We start from the raw sequence: 14,096 nt of genomic DNA, 5'->3' as shown, positions 1-14,096 counted from the left end.
TCTCTCCCCTTCTTCAACCGATGTTATGCACCACTCTCTCATTCCATATTTTACATACCATTGCCGCGCAAATGCCAGTTCGGAAAATACGAAACTAGTTTTCGTTGCGGCTTTTCCAATTTATCGCCTATAATGCGGTTCTTTTTAACAGACGCCAGCGTTATAAAAAACGATAACCCAAAAACCGGTCCGCGTTTCTCATGCTTACCCATATATCCGGACTTTCCACGCCAATATACCAGTAGGCTAAGCCTGCTAGCTTAGCTTCTGCAGCCAGCTTGTATTTCGCTGTTAAGGAGCGTCCGTCCTCTACCCAAATTTGATGTTTCACGCCATTTTTCATATAAGCAGCCGTATACTGACCTAATTTCGCATCCCATTTAGGCTTAATCGCATACTTGCCCATGATTGTATTTTGCTGACCCAGCGTAATGAATTCAGAGGCTTCTACGCTTCCGTCCTTCTTCAAATCCCAATCGCGATTATAAAAAGGCAGCGCCAAAATCACCTTTTCGCGAGGAACTGCTTTGACCAGCTTGTTGACTGCCGCTTCATCAAAGCCCAAGGAAGCATTTGGACCCGCTTCCGGGCTTCCGCCCCAATGCTCGTCATAGCCCATCAATACGATATAGTCCGCCTGCGCGCCAAGCGCTGCATAATCGAACGCATCCGTCCAATCCGTCCCGCGGTCAGGCGAAACGTCTATCGAAAGCGTGACGTTCATGGCCTTCAGCTTCTTCGCTAATTCCGTTGCAAATGCGGTTAGCGCCGCGCGGTCCTGCGGGGCAACATTTTCAAAGTCAATGTTAAGCCCGTCAATGCCGTATTTTTTGGCATAGGCCGCCAGCTTTGAAACCAAGGTGGTTCGTGAAGCGGATTTGGACAACAGCTGATGGGTCATATCTCGGTTGGACCGGTTGCCGACAAGCGCCCAAACCTTTTTATTGTGCTTCTTGGCCCATGCCGTCAAAGAAGGATCCGCGTGATCGGACAGCTCACCTGAAGCTTCGATAAAGAACCAACGAGGAGACAAGGTATTCACGTTGGATTGCAAAATATTGTTTTCGTATTGCTGCGTCGTCTGGGCATATTGCCAGCCGAGTTTTATGGATTCCTTCGGCTTGGATGCAAGCTCTGCTGCCCACTTTACGTTTTGCAGCACCCGATGAATCATGACAGCCGTTTCCTGCCTCGTTATCGGATCTTCCGGTCGGAAAAATCCATTGCTGTCACCCTGCATAAGTCCAAGGCTGCGCACGGCTGCCGCGGATGGTCGAGCCCAAGCCGCAATACGGGCATCATCGGCAAAACTCGTTGTTACATCGGTATCTTTATTCTGTTTTTTCAATATCCGGGACAATAAGACGGCAGCCTCCTGCCTTGAAACAGGCTTAGCCGGCGCAAAGAGGCTAGCGCTTACGCCATCCGCTATGCCCAGCTGCACGGCGGCTTGGATCCAGCCGTAATACCAAGCCTTCTTCGCTACATCGGTGAACGGAGTGATCGGGCTCACGACCTGCTCGAGTCCAAGCAGCCGGTCCAGCACCGTAACAAACTCGGCTCTCGTCATTGACGCGGCTGGAGAGAAGCTGCGCCCTGACGTTCCCGTTAATATTTTTTTATCGTATAAATCTATGATTTCCTGCTTTGCATAGCTGCTTGCTATATCATCGAAAGGCAGCTGGCTTTGCGCGGCAACCGTATGCACCGAAGCTGAGAACATGCTTAACAGTACAAATGCCGCAACTACGAATCTATTAAAAATATGCTTCACGAGTACCCTCCTAAAGAGATCAATCCTCGAAGCATATCAAACTTTCTACTATTCCTCACTGCTAAATTATTGGCAGGTCAAGCGTAAACGGCTGCCACCGTCCTTTGGCGTTTGGCGGCAAAACCTGTTACTATCCTATTAAAAACGACCGCTCCCCTTTGCCAAGCGGGGACGGTCGTCTTTTTTTTGGGCGTTATCGCTTATTCGTTCGATTTGGTTTGAAGCGGTTTTAACCTCGACTCGATTTGCGCACGCTGCGGTTCGAGGAATGGAGGCAGCGCAAGCGACTCTCCCAAGTGGTTAATGTCCTCGTCCGTATCGAATCCGGGACCGTCAGTGGCAAGCTCGAACAAAATGCCGTTCGGCTCGCGGAAGTACAGCGACCGGAAATAATAGCGGTCTACGAAACCGGAATTCGGAATGCGGACTCCGCGTATATGCTCGATCCACTCGCGCAGCTCCTCATCGTTATCAACCCGGAACGCTACGTGATGCACACCGCCGTGGCCTTGCTGTTCACGCGGCAGATCATGCCGTTCCTCGATATGAACTTCTGCGCCGCTGCCGCCTTCGCCGGTCTCGAACACGACGATATCCGGTTGCCCGGCAATCGTAGACGGGTATTTGCCTTTTTCACGGAAGCCCATAAGCTGAGTCAGAACGAGCACGGTAGGCTCTGGGTTTTGGACTGTCAGCTGTACCGGGCCAAGTCCGAGAATGCCGTATTCAGCCGGTACCGCGCTTTTTTCCCAAGGAATACCGCCCTTAACGCCTTCGTTATGCTCATCGGATACAAGGACAAGCCGCTGTCCTTCAAAATCCCGGAAAGCAAGCGTATTACGTCCGGCACGTTCAACGATATCGTCATGATCGACGCTGAACTGCACAAAGCGCTCCTTCCAATACCGAAGCGCGGCATCGTTTGACACCCGGAGCGACAGTGAAGAAATGCTGCTTGTTCCGGCGCGGTTTCTGCCGGTCATAGGAAATTCGAAGAACGTCAGCTCTGTCCCCGGATTTCCCTTCTCATCCCCGTAAAATAAATGATAAACCGAAGTCTCGTCCTGGTTAACGGTTTTTTTGACCAAACGAAGGCCCAGCAGCTGCGTATAAAAATCAAAATTTCCTGCAGCTGTGCCCGTAATAGCGGATACGTGGTGAATTCCTTTGAGTTGCATAAGAACAACCTCCCTCAATATTTAGTAAAGCTTATACGCTTTTTTTATGACGTTTACCATTAACCCTGTATTTTCTTTAATAATTCGAGCAGCTGCCTCTTCTCTTCGCGATTAAGCGCATGGTATTGCGAGGCCTGAAACTGCTCTTGAACGGGAACGGCTTCATCGAACAGCGCTTTGCCCTTTCCCGTTAACGAAACGTATTTGGTTTTCCAAGCTTGCTCGCGCTCGATATATCCCAGCTCTTCAAGCTTGCCAAGCAGCTGCGTAATATTTCCTTTGGTGACAAATAGCTTATCCGCCAGCTGCTGCTGTGTGAGCCGGCCATGCGCCCCTACCTGCGCTAGGATATCAAACTGCGCAGCGGACAATCCCCACTTTTTCAAATGCTGATGCGTTTCTCGCAGGCTGTGATTATAAACCCGCGATAAGCGAAACCATATCATTAAGCCTAATCGTTCATCGCGTTTCGATAAGAAGGTTTCCGAATCTTGTTGATCCATATAACCACCTCTTGCTTTCGTTCTTGTTATCAGTTTAGACCTAAACTGATAAAATGTCAACGATTGTGACTAATCCCCTACCCTGGACTAGGGTAACGCGTTTAACAATATGATAAGATAAGCGGATACAAACGGTAAGGAGATTTTACATGCTGGAACGAAATCATTTCACTGATCAGCCGCTTCCGATTGGGCGGACACAGCTGGACCTCGCGGCAAAAAATAAACGTAAACGAAACCGGCTGCTGCTATTCATTATTTTAGCGCTCTCCGCTGTTCTGATATGGAAAGCCATTTTAACCTTCGAGCCGTATGTGCCAGAGATCGATATTACGCCCGCTCCTCCTGTAACGGAGCTTCATCCGGTCGTGTTTGCCAAGCAAACCGAACTGATTGCCGAAGCTGGCAAAGCCGGAATTACCATCCTCATAACGGACGGCTTCCGCTCCATTGACGAGCAAAACGCGATATATGCCAAAGGGCGAACGACGGAAGGCAAGGTCGTTACGCAGGTACAAGGCGGTCATTCGTATCATAACTATGGCCTCGCCATAGATTTCGCGCTTCGCACCAAGAAGGGCGAGGTCGTATGGGATATGGAATATGACGGCAACAAAAACGGGCAAGCCGATTGGATGGAGGTCGTCGAGATCGCCAAAGGGCTGGGCTTCTCCTGGGGCGGGGATTGGGAGAACTTTCCCGATTATCCTCATCTCCAAATGGATTTTGGCTTCTCCATACGCCAGCTTCGCAATGGGCATCGTCCGGCTTCAGAATAGGCTTTCAATTAAAAAGAGTGCGGACCGGTGTGGTCCGCACTCTTTTTTTCAGTTCCTCCGCCTTACCGCTGCGCATAAGTACTCGCACGGAGGGCGATAGTAAATAAACCAGTACCTATTTTCAAAGATCCGCTATGATTTCATAAGAACGCAAACGCGCTTTATGATCAAAGATATGGGCAGCAATCATAATCTCATCGGACTTCGTCGCTTCGATATACTGCTTCAGCTTGCTGCGGACGGTATCCGGTCCCCCAACGATGGAAGAACCCAGCTGCTGCTGCAGGGCAATTTTCTCCTGCGGCGTCCACACGGTATCCATATCATGAACCGGTGCCGGCAGGGGTCCGCGCGTGTTTCGAATAAAAGATAAGAACAGCTGCTGCATGGAAGTCGCCAAATAAGCCGCCTCTTCATCGGTGTCTGCTGCTACTATATTAACCGCAACCATGCCTTTCGGTTTATCAAGCACAGCTGACGGCTTGAAGCTGCTTCGATATAAATTCATGGCTGGAACCGTAAAGGTCGGCGAGAAATGGCCTGCGAAAGCGAATGGCAGGCCGAGCTGAGCTGCCAGCAGCGCACTGAAATCACTCGAGCCGAGCAGCCAAATCGGAATATCCAATCCTTCGCCGGGAATAGCCCGGACGGGCATGCCTACTTCCGCGCTGGATGGATCAAGAAAAGCACGCAGCTCCGCCAATTTCTCAGGGAAGTCATGGCCGTTGCCGCCTCTGTTCCCTCGAAGAGCAACTGCGGTAAGCCCATCCGTGCCCGGCGCGCGGCCAAGGCCTAAATCAATCCGGCCAGGGAATAAGGATTCAAGCGTACCGAACTGTTCCGCGATAACGAGCGGCGCATGATTCGGCAGCATGATGCCGCCTGACCCTACGCGGATCGTTGACGTTCCTGCCGCTACATGGCCGATCACGATGGATGTAGCTGAACTAGCAATGCTTGGCGCGTTATGGTGCTCCGCAAGCCAATAACGGTTATAGCCCCATCTTTCCGCATGCTGGGCGAGATCTAAAGTATGGCTTAGGGATTCGGCCACAGAGCCGCCTGCAACGATCGGAGAGACATCCAGAACCGATAACGGGATTTGAAATGAAGAATTGGTACGGGTATACTCTGACATGGCACTCATCCTTTTCGTTATAACGTAATAATCGGAGCTGCTTCAATCCAAAAAACGCTCCGTCAACTGTATGAATATTAGATACATATTGCATAGAAAAATTCAAATCACTCGTTTTGAATATCGCGTTCAATAAGCGGTAAGGTGCGGCCAGCCAGCATGATTACCGCCGTTGCTTGGGATTGTTCGTGGTGTCACTAGGTGTTACGGCTGCTGAGCCTTTTGCTGCTGCTGGCATTTCCGGATTTTATCCAAAGCGGTTTGAAGCGTATTTCTCTCAAGGTAGGCCACATAATGCTGCTCTGCCTCATAGAAGAAATGATCCATGACGCCTTGAATATTCGCGGATACCAGGCAATCCTCGTCCGGATTCCCCGAACACCAATGCGGCTTCAATGTGCCGCCGGATAGCGCTTGATAGATTTGAGCAAGCGTTACCTCATCCGGCTCGCAGTCCAAAATATAGCCGCCGCCGATGCCTTCCTTTGTCTTCACAAACCCGTGCTTCCGCAGCGTGCTCATAATTTTGCGAATCCGCGTTGGATTCGTGGATACGTTGCGAGCAATCGTCTCGCTGCTGGCCATATGATCAGGCAAATAGGCTAACAGCACTAAGCTGTGAACCGCTACCGTAAATTCACTATTCATCGCTGCATCTCCCTCTCAAGAAGGATACTGTAATTTTATTGCATACAGTTGATAAAGTCAAACCTTCCTCTCTTAGCATAGCACAGAGAGAAGGCCCTGGTACAGACCTTCTCTCTGTCTTATGCCAATCACGGCCTATTCCGCTGGATTCGCCGGCTGCTGCCACGCTTGATATTTGTTGCCGTCCGGATCCTTGAAGTTAAGCTGCAGCCCGCAGCTGCCTTCATTCCGTAATTCCTGTTCCACCCATGCTCCAGCTTCCTTCAGTGAGGCATGCAGATTATGTATCTTATCCGTTTCAAAGCATAGCGGGAACATCTCAAAGTCTTGCCCGTCTTCCGCCCAGGCGGTCGTCGAGAAAGTAAGCGGCGTCATATCGGGACTCGGCAGAAGGAACAGCCAGCCGCCCTCCTCCATCTCCATAATAGCCCCGCGTCCCGGTTCCAGCGGAGAACGCAAGCGCATGCCGAGCACCTGCTCATACCAAGCTGCCGACTTCTCCACATTGGATACGGGCACATACGCACATTCGATTCGTTTTATCATGGTTTAGCATCTCCCTTTTATTTTGGGTTCAACGCTTATTTATTCTATTTATGATGCCCGATTCGTCGGCTATTTTTTTTCATGAACGGGATTTATCTAACAGCTAACGGTTCTAGCAGTGCTAACGGTGCTGCTCATAGCGATTGCTTTTGCTCAACCTGCGAATGGCCTCTAATTCGGCTGCCGTCAGCTCCTCCGCATCGCCTGCCGCAATATTGTGCAGCAGCTGTTCCAATGAGCTTGCTCCCGGAATAACAGTCGCTACCGCGGGATTTGCTAACGCGTATCGAATGGCCCTATGCGCGAGGCCACGCGAGTTTCCCCCAGCTTCGCTTAATGCGGCCCGCAAAGCCGCCAGCTCTTTCTTGTCATAATCCAAATAACCCTTCGCTTCCTTCGCTGCGCCGGCTTCGGTTAAAATCCCTTTCGCGACCGGTCCGCGGGCGATAAGGCTGATACCCTTCTCCGCGAGCAGCGGCAGCACCTGCTCCTCGGGCCTTCTGTCCAAAATGCTGTATTGGCTCATTACGCTGACGATATTCGACCGCTCCGCATATTCCCTAATCACGTTCGGGCGGATGGAAGAAATGCCGTAATAGCGAATGAGTCCTTCTTGCTTCAGCTCCTCGAATGCCTCAATCGTTTCCGGGATCGGATCCTCAAGCGTACCGCCATGCAGCTGGTATAAATCGATATAGTCCGTTTGCAGCCTTCTCAAGCTGTCTTTGACAGCCGACTTGATGTACGCCTTTGACGGGTCCCAGGACCAGCCCTCCTTGCCTGGCTCCCACCGATTGCCGACCTTCGTTGCGATGACTACATCCGAACGCCTGCCGCGAACAGCCTCGCCTACGATTTCCTCATTCAAGCCTTCGTCATAGAGATCCGCCGTATCCAAAAAATTAATCCCTTTATCCATCGCTTCATGGATGAGGGCAGCCGCTTTTCCCTTGTCTTTGCCGAGCGACATACAGCCAAGGCCGATTTCACTAACGTAGAGCTCCGACTTTCCCAAACGATTGCGTTTCATGCCTCAGCGGCTCCCTTCGTTTCCCTACATTTATTTCCATTATATTCGCGTAAGCTCCAATTTTCAAAATAAATATGATGTCCAAGCCTTCATTACCGGCTCAAGCTGATCTGATCCAAAATGAGGTGAAGCGCCTTATGAGATTGCCCGCTTAATTCAAACCTTCCGCGAATTTGCTCCGCCGTCTGAATATACGGCGCCTCGATCAGCTCCGAGGACCAATGCTCAAACATCGTTTCCATGCAAGCCGGCGTCGTCTCCAAATGGAATTGCAGACCCAGCACATGTTCGCCATAGGCAAAAGCCTGCACCTTGCACGCCTCCGAATAAGCGAGAAGCCGCGCATCCTCTGGCAGCGCGAACGTATCGCCATGCCACTGAAACGACGTAAACTCCTCAGGCAAACCGGCAAGCCAGGAATGCCGCTCCTCCGTGCGATGGATCACATGCCAGCCAATTTCCTTATATTCGTTTCGGTGTACGGGACTGCCTAACAATTCGGCGATCATTTGAGCGCCAAAGCAGATGCCCAGCACTTTCTTTCCTAGCTGCATGGCCTGCTGCACAAATTGCTTCTCGCGAATAAGCCACGGATAACGATCCTCTTCATACACGCTCATCGGCCCGCCGCAAATAATGAGCAAATCCAAATCATGCATCCATTCCTCATTGATTCCCGCTGAGGGATCTCGCAATTCCAGTCGATGTCCCCTCAAGCCCGCCCAGGAACGAAACGCATATTCATCATCGAAATCAAAATGTTTAAAAGCAACAATATTCATCGTTTCCTACTCCTCCAATATACGCCGGCAGCGCTTATTGAGGATTATTATAATCTCGATATTCGATAGACGTAATAACTCTTTCCCGAATAGTGGGATAGTGATCAAAAAAAATTACCTATTAAGCTTATGGCGGTAACCAAGCTCATCTGAAATCAAGTCCGCGTATTTTTTGACGAGCATACTATTTTTCTCTGTCGTATCCGCAGTAAAACGCAGAGTAGGACCTGCCACGTTCAAGGAACCGATTACCCTGTTCTCATACGAAAAAATCGGGGCGGCTATACCAGTCGTCCCCTCCGTCGCCTCACCTTCCGTAACGGCATAGCCTTGTTTATAAATCGTTAAAATCTCTTCTTCTATGTACTCCCTCGACAACGGCTTTAATGAAGGAACTGTTTCCCATTCGATCTCAGCCAGGATGGCTTCTTGTGTTTTTCTTGGCAGATACGCAAGGATTACCCGATTGGATGCGCCGATAAATAAGGGAAGCTTAAGCCCGATTGGCTCCGATATTTTCAAAATTTGCGGGGAGTCGACCGAATCGATATAAACGCCCTCCGCATTTTCACGGGTTGCCAAATAGACCGTTTCTTTCGTTTTCTGGGAAAGCTCCTCCATAAAGGGCCTCGCTACCGTTCGCAGCATCAGGCTATCCCACATGAGGAAGCCATATTTCATAATGGACAAGCCCAGCTTGTACTTCTTCGTCTTTGCGTTCTGAGCGACAAAGCCATGCTCCATTAAGGAGCCTAATATGCGGTGTACGCTTTGCACGGGCATGTCCAGCTCCCTGCTCATTTCCGTGACGCTTAATTCTTTCTCCTTCCCTTGGGGAAGCAGAAGATCAAGCAGCTGTATCGCTTTCGAAATGACGCCTGACATCGCGGCTCTCCTCTCTTATCCTATAAAAATTAACTAGTGCCCCATGCCGTAACATGATTTCCAGTAGAAAAACCGCTGCCCTCGGCATCGGAGGATTTTTACTGTATATTACTTTATTCGATTATAAACCGGAAGAAATAATCCAGCTAAAAACAATGATGGCTTTCTCGTTTCTTCGAACGTAGAAATGACCCAGAAGCAGGCCGCGGATTTGAGCTTTGATTACAATGACCATAATTTAAACCAAAGAGTCCCGCTGCTTCATCTGCGGGACTCGCTTATCTTTTTTTATTCATGAGGAAACGGTTTTCTGCCGACAAACCCGTCATGCAAGCCATGATAATGGCTGATTTGCTCTTCTCCTTCTTTCCAGCAAATCAGAATTTCCTCTCCATTCAGTACCGCCGGGAAATCAATCAGCCCGGGGTTGATCATTTTCAAGAGCACGCCTTTTCGCGAGAAATTATCAATTAACAGGTCCGCCTCCATCTTCATGAATTCCAGCTGGCTCTCCTGTTCAAAAAAAGGATCCTTCCCGCCTTGGGCAGAAGCCGAAGCTTGCTCAAAAGCCGCTTTCTCCTTCTGGTATTCCACGTATTTATCCTCAAACGTTGCCGTTAATTGCTGCAGCTGTCGCAAATCCTCTTGCAGCTCCGGAAGCAGTTCGTTGGCTTCGCTTAGTGTAAAGGTTCGGTTTCCCATCCTGTTTTCACTCCTTCTCCGATTGCGCTTTTTTATATCCTACCCTATTGGCAAAAGCCTGTCTAATCCAATGGCGCTGATCAGCATCCGTTCTTTCTTGTTGCCTAAGAGCTGAGCCGGCCAATCTACAAAGCCACCGTCTCCAATGTTCATAATCATGCCGTTTATGACCGTTCTAATCGTAAATTGAAGTCCTTTATAATATTGATTCTCTTCGCTAACCTCGACAACGGAAAGCTTAGTCTCTATCGATTGGTCATGTCCGTACTGAATGATCTGTTCAAGGAGACCATCCGTATCTTTATATCCGCTGCGAGTGCTGAGTATTATCTCCAGGTCAGCCTGAAACAAGACTTGAAAGAGTGATTTATATACATAAACATGCTCCCAGAAGGCTTGCTTTTCAAACGAATAAGAGCCTTGGTCCTTCCCTGACGTAACCAAACAAAACACATGAAAATGAGGCAGCATACCTGGGGCGTTTCCCATGCTTTGCGCTCTCACATGCCTGTGGGTCGTACTGAAACGAATGAATTCGTTCCGATTATCTTCTTTCCCTGTTTTGATCAAATGGGCAATATGCAGGGCCAACAAATTCGTTGCATCGGCAACGACCTCCGTTCCTCTTAAGGCAGAAATAATTTTATTCTGATCAACCGCGGCCACAACGGAGCAGGATCCTAGCGGTGCCGTAGGCGATAGCTGAATTGGAGCAAACGACTGGCTCTGCGCAATGTTCAACATATCGATTTCCAGCTGCTTGAGCGCCAAGGGATGAACGGCAGCCGGCTGTACAAATCGATTGGCTTCATATTTTTTAAGCAGCTCTTTAGGGCTTGCTTGCATTGTTTTTTCTCTGAACACTTCAAGCAGCAGACTGTTTAAATCCGATGCCGGGATTTGATCCGTCAATAACTCTATCATCTTCTCTTGACCCAATTCCCGAATAATTCTTTGAAGGTTATGCGGCTTTTCTTTATGCACATCACTCGCTCCTTTATAAAGTTTTACGCATTAAAAAGGACTACCCTATTTGATAACGAATTACACACTATTGCTGTTTTGGGAGATGAAGCGCGTGGATCTTAAAAAAATAAACTCTTTAACCAAATACCCGAGTATCCTTACTTATCATAAATTAGGCGAGAAAGGCCGATTAACGGAGTCGCTGTCCGAGGAAAAAGGCTTTCTCCATGAATCGGACCGCATATACGTTTATGAAAAAGTTGACGGTGAAAATGCGAGAGTGATATTTTTCAAAAATGATATTAATGAAATCGATTATTTGATTGGCTCCAGGGAAGAGCTCTTATACGCAAAAGGAGACCGGATCGGTAATCCATACGGCGGCATAGCGGAGTTTTTGAAGCCTATCGCCGATAAGCTGCTACCTGCTGTATTTTCAGAAAATGATTGGGCGCTTACCGTCATTTATCAGGAATCCTACGGCGGCAAGACGAAGGCCGCTAAACAGTATACGGACAACAAAACACAGGACTATCGATTTTTCGATGTATTTTCACTATCGCAAAACGAGCTTAACCATTTGTTGTCTTTGCCCCAGGAGAAAATAGCGGAATGGCGTGATCACGGGAATCAGCCTTTTTATAACGAGGACGAGAAGCTGCGGTTTATTCAAGCTTTCGGCTTGGCCTATGCCCCGCTATTAGCAACAGAACAAGGCTCCAACTTCCCTAAGACACTCGAGGATACCTACGCCTTCTTACAAAGTTTCGAGCAAACAAAGGTAGGCATTGATGCATCAGGGAAGTCGGAAGGAATCATTGCCCGCTCATCAGATCGGAAGCACATTCGAAAAATTCGTTTTGAGGACTACGAGCGGACATTTAGGAAATAAGATATTAATGCTTGCGGTGCCCTCGCTTTATTTCCGATATATTAATACTCGATCGATTTTACTATCGAAAATATCATGGTATCCCGGAGCGAGCCCGCGGCATCACATTTTTCCTTGCGAAGGATTCCTTCTAAGGTGAAGCCGCTTCGCTCCGCAATTCTCGCGCTTCGAACATTTCGAGAGTCACAGCGTATTTCAACACGGTTAGCGTCTAACTCATGTACCGCAAATTGAGTGATCGCTTCAACCGCCTCCGAGATGTAGCCATTTCCGCCAAATGCGGTTCGTACCCAATAGCCGATTTCAAATTTCCGTGCCTGCCAATCGATCCGATGAAGGCCGCTGCTCCCGATTAATTGCCCCGTTTCTTTTAGAAAAAGCAGCAGCATCAGATCCGAACGCTCCAGATACCTGATTCTAGATCTCCTAATCACCATTTCGGATTCGTCGAGGGTCGGGCTATGCTCTGCCCATGGCATCCAGGGCAATAGTTCCGCTCTGCTTTCCTTAACCGCCTCATTTAGCTTAGCACCATCTCCCCATAACGGCGCTCGGATAAGGAGACGGCTGCTTTCAAAGCTTTCAGGCACAGATAAAAGCAAGGGGTTGGCATGCGAATCACTCATCTCGGGTAAGCCTCCTATTACAGCTGATGTTGCTTCGTTGCTATCCTGTTACAGCGTCAGTTTTTTGTAGTAATAGACGGTATCATGGAGCTCTCCGTCTGCGGATTTGGCATATTGAGGGATCCGTCCTGCTTCAATGTAATCCATTGTACGATATAGCAGATTAGAGGGATCATCAGCCCGTGTATCTAGCACAAGCAGGCTGCGGTTTTCCAATTTCGCCCTCTCTTCGGCAGCCGTCATCAGCATACGTCCTATTCCTTTTCGGCGAGCTTTGGGATGGACCATGAGCTTTGCAATTTCGGCGCGGTGCATTCCATTTGGCCGCGAGCACAAATGCAATTGTACGGAGCCAACCGTCTCCCCATTCCGCTGCACGATCCACAAAATAACATCGTCATTCATTGCTCCTGTCCAATAAGCAAACGCTTCTGCTTGACTTAACGGAGGCAAAAAACCGATCGATGCCCCCTCATCGACAACCTCGACCAATAGACCTGCCAAACTCTGGAGTCCGCTTTCCGATATTTCGGATAGTTCACTTACGATATGTTCAGAAGACAATCTTTTCCCCTCCTAGCTGCTTAATCATAGGCTCATTTATAATCGTTTATTTCTATTGTTATTCATTCTGCGTTTTAAGATCAACCCATCTTACATAAAATCCCTTTAAAAAGCAACTATTATCCTCTCCTTTTAAGCTCCACCTATCGGTTCGATAAAAATATAAAAAGCCCTTAAGATCCATTGGATCCTAAGAGCTTGGGATTTTCATTATGGTGCCGATGAGAGGACTCGAACCTCCACGGTTTCCCTCACGATTTTGAGTCGCGCGCGTCTGCCATTCCGCCACATCGGCATTTGAGTAAAAATGGCGTGCCCTAAGAGATTCGAACTCCTGGCCTTTTGATTCGTAGTCAAACGCTCTATCCAGCTGAGCTAAGGGCACGTATAATGTTGCTTCTAAAAATTGTGGAGGCGCCACCTAGACTCGAACTAGGGGTAGAGCTTTTGCAGAGCTCTGCCTTACCACTTGGCTATGGCGCCATGTTTATGGAGCGGAAGACGGGAATCGAACCCGCGACCCTCGCCTTGGCAAGGCGATGCTCTACCGCTGAGCCACTTCCGCATATAAATGGCTGGGGATTCAGGGATCGAACCTGAGAATGACGGAGTCAAAGTCCGTTGCCTTACCGCTTGGCTAATCCCCAACAAAATAACTTCATTGTTTTGGTAAAAATGGGGCGATCGAGGGGAATTGAACCCCCGAATGTCGGATCCACAAACCGATGCGTTAACCACTTCGCCACGACCGCCATGATGTTATTCAGGTGCTGGACAAAAAATAAAACCCACAAAAGTGGGTCGACTGCTAATGCTATCATTAGCAAGTTGCGCCCTGAAAACTGGATACGAAAGGTAGGTTTGCTGAAACCTTTTTAGCTGCTGTCTGCCGGATGTATGGGTCCGGGGCAAACTTAAGCGTATGCTTACGATGTAAGTTTGCTTCTCAAACTTTGTAGGATAAGCCCTCGACCGATTAGTATTCGTCAGCTGCACACATTGCTGTGCTTCCACCCCGAACCTATCAACCTCGTCGTCTTCAAGGGGTCTTACATACTGGGAAATCTCATCTTGAGGGGGGCT

Annotated in this window: 15 protein-coding genes, 6 tRNA genes and 1 rRNA gene; 2 read left to right on the top strand and 20 right to left on the bottom strand. The window is 48.9% G+C overall.

The annotated features are described in order from the left end of the window. Positions 1 to 160 precede the first annotated feature (160 nt). From MRBLPE1_RS10690 to MRBLPE1_RS10680, 3 genes are all read right to left on the bottom strand, one after another. Entirely contained in the window at positions 161 to 1,774 is a 1,614-nt protein-coding gene (locus MRBLPE1_RS10690) for an S-layer homology domain-containing protein (protein WP_364145099.1), read from the bottom strand. Between the two features lie 200 nt (positions 1,775 to 1,974). Then, positions 1,975 to 2,952 (bottom strand): ring-cleaving dioxygenase, encoded by a 978-nt coding sequence (locus MRBLPE1_RS10685; protein ID WP_364145096.1) that lies wholly within the window; start codon positions 2,950 to 2,952, stop codon positions 1,975 to 1,977. Positions 2,953 to 3,011: 59 nt separating this feature from the next. Beyond that, entirely contained in the window at positions 3,012 to 3,455 is a 444-nt protein-coding gene (locus MRBLPE1_RS10680) for a MarR family winged helix-turn-helix transcriptional regulator (RefSeq protein WP_364145093.1), read from the bottom strand. 149 nt (positions 3,456 to 3,604) lie between these two features. Here MRBLPE1_RS10680 and MRBLPE1_RS10675 point away from each other — a divergent pair, with 149 nt between their 5' ends. Beyond that, positions 3,605 to 4,234 carry a M15 family metallopeptidase gene (locus MRBLPE1_RS10675; RefSeq protein ID WP_364145090.1) on the top strand — a complete coding sequence of 210 codons (630 nt, stop codon included), beginning with the start codon at positions 3,605 to 3,607 and terminating at the stop codon, positions 4,232 to 4,234. A gap of 121 nt (positions 4,235 to 4,355) precedes the next feature. Here the strand turns inward: MRBLPE1_RS10675 and MRBLPE1_RS10670 are convergent, their stop codons facing one another. The 8 genes from MRBLPE1_RS10670 to MRBLPE1_RS10635 all read right to left on the bottom strand — a co-directional run bounded on the left by MRBLPE1_RS10670 (position 4,356) and on the right by MRBLPE1_RS10635 (position 10,949). Next, a complete protein-coding gene (locus tag MRBLPE1_RS10670; protein WP_364145088.1) occupies positions 4,356 to 5,372 on the bottom strand; it encodes an LLM class flavin-dependent oxidoreductase in 1,017 nt (338 codons plus the stop codon). Between the two features lie 204 nt (positions 5,373 to 5,576). Continuing rightward, positions 5,577 to 6,020 carry an Rrf2 family transcriptional regulator gene (locus MRBLPE1_RS10665; protein ID WP_364145086.1) on the bottom strand — a complete coding sequence of 148 codons (444 nt, stop codon included), beginning with the start codon at positions 6,018 to 6,020 and terminating at the stop codon, positions 5,577 to 5,579. Between the two features lie 135 nt (positions 6,021 to 6,155). Next, entirely contained in the window at positions 6,156 to 6,566 is a 411-nt protein-coding gene (locus MRBLPE1_RS10660; RefSeq protein ID WP_364145084.1) for a VOC family protein, read from the bottom strand. A gap of 121 nt (positions 6,567 to 6,687) precedes the next feature. Beyond that, on the bottom strand, positions 6,688 to 7,596 hold the full coding sequence (locus tag MRBLPE1_RS10655) for an aldo/keto reductase (RefSeq protein ID WP_364145081.1): 909 nt from the start codon (positions 7,594 to 7,596) through the stop codon (positions 6,688 to 6,690). A 92-nt stretch (positions 7,597 to 7,688) separates the two neighbouring features. Beyond that, entirely contained in the window at positions 7,689 to 8,378 is a 690-nt protein-coding gene (locus tag MRBLPE1_RS10650; protein WP_364145080.1) for a type 1 glutamine amidotransferase, read from the bottom strand. Between the two features lie 114 nt (positions 8,379 to 8,492). Next, positions 8,493 to 9,263 (bottom strand): IclR family transcriptional regulator, encoded by a 771-nt coding sequence (locus MRBLPE1_RS10645; RefSeq protein ID WP_364145078.1) that lies wholly within the window; start codon positions 9,261 to 9,263, stop codon positions 8,493 to 8,495. A 288-nt stretch (positions 9,264 to 9,551) separates the two neighbouring features. Further along, positions 9,552 to 9,965, bottom strand: a complete 414-nt coding sequence (locus tag MRBLPE1_RS10640; protein ID WP_364145076.1) for a DUF2203 domain-containing protein — start codon at positions 9,963 to 9,965, stop codon at positions 9,552 to 9,554. Positions 9,966 to 10,004: 39 nt separating this feature from the next. After that, positions 10,005 to 10,949 carry a hypothetical protein gene (locus MRBLPE1_RS10635; RefSeq protein WP_364145074.1) on the bottom strand — a complete coding sequence of 315 codons (945 nt, stop codon included), beginning with the start codon at positions 10,947 to 10,949 and terminating at the stop codon, positions 10,005 to 10,007. Positions 10,950 to 11,043: 94 nt separating this feature from the next. On the opposite strand from MRBLPE1_RS10635, the gene MRBLPE1_RS10630 reads away from it, so the two are divergent. Further along, complete coding sequence (locus MRBLPE1_RS10630) at positions 11,044 to 11,823, top strand: RNA ligase family protein (RefSeq protein WP_364145071.1); 780 nt, start codon at positions 11,044 to 11,046, stop codon at positions 11,821 to 11,823. Between the two features lie 41 nt (positions 11,824 to 11,864). Here the strand turns inward: MRBLPE1_RS10630 and MRBLPE1_RS10625 are convergent, their stop codons facing one another. From MRBLPE1_RS10625 to MRBLPE1_RS10585, 9 genes are all read right to left on the bottom strand, one after another. Further along, a complete protein-coding gene (locus MRBLPE1_RS10625) occupies positions 11,865 to 12,449 on the bottom strand; it encodes a GNAT family N-acetyltransferase (protein ID WP_364145069.1) in 585 nt (194 codons plus the stop codon). 48 nt (positions 12,450 to 12,497) lie between these two features. After that, on the bottom strand, positions 12,498 to 13,013 hold the full coding sequence (locus MRBLPE1_RS10620) for a GNAT family N-acetyltransferase (protein ID WP_364145066.1): 516 nt from the start codon (positions 13,011 to 13,013) through the stop codon (positions 12,498 to 12,500). A 213-nt stretch (positions 13,014 to 13,226) separates the two neighbouring features. Continuing rightward, a tRNA-Leu gene (locus MRBLPE1_RS10615) sits at positions 13,227 to 13,308 on the bottom strand. A 13-nt stretch (positions 13,309 to 13,321) separates the two neighbouring features. Continuing rightward, positions 13,322 to 13,398, bottom strand: a tRNA-Arg gene (locus MRBLPE1_RS10610). Positions 13,399 to 13,422: 24 nt separating this feature from the next. Beyond that, positions 13,423 to 13,496 (bottom strand) — tRNA-Cys (locus MRBLPE1_RS10605). A gap of 7 nt (positions 13,497 to 13,503) precedes the next feature. Continuing rightward, positions 13,504 to 13,578 (bottom strand) — tRNA-Gly (locus tag MRBLPE1_RS10600). Positions 13,579 to 13,585: 7 nt separating this feature from the next. Then, positions 13,586 to 13,660: transfer RNA gene (locus MRBLPE1_RS10595), tRNA-Gln, on the bottom strand. Positions 13,661 to 13,689: 29 nt separating this feature from the next. Next, positions 13,690 to 13,765: transfer RNA gene (locus tag MRBLPE1_RS10590), tRNA-His, on the bottom strand. A gap of 204 nt (positions 13,766 to 13,969) precedes the next feature. Then, positions 13,970 to 14,096 (bottom strand): 23S ribosomal RNA (locus MRBLPE1_RS10585); the annotation flags it as partial.

Origin of the sequence: Paenibacillus sp. LPE1-1-1.1 (assembly GCF_040676435.1) — a bacterium.
In the GTDB taxonomy this organism is placed as follows: Bacteria; Bacillota; Bacilli; order Paenibacillales; family Paenibacillaceae; genus Pristimantibacillus.
Note: the sequence above shows the minus strand (reverse complement) of the source record. Positions and strands in the feature narration are given on the sequence as shown.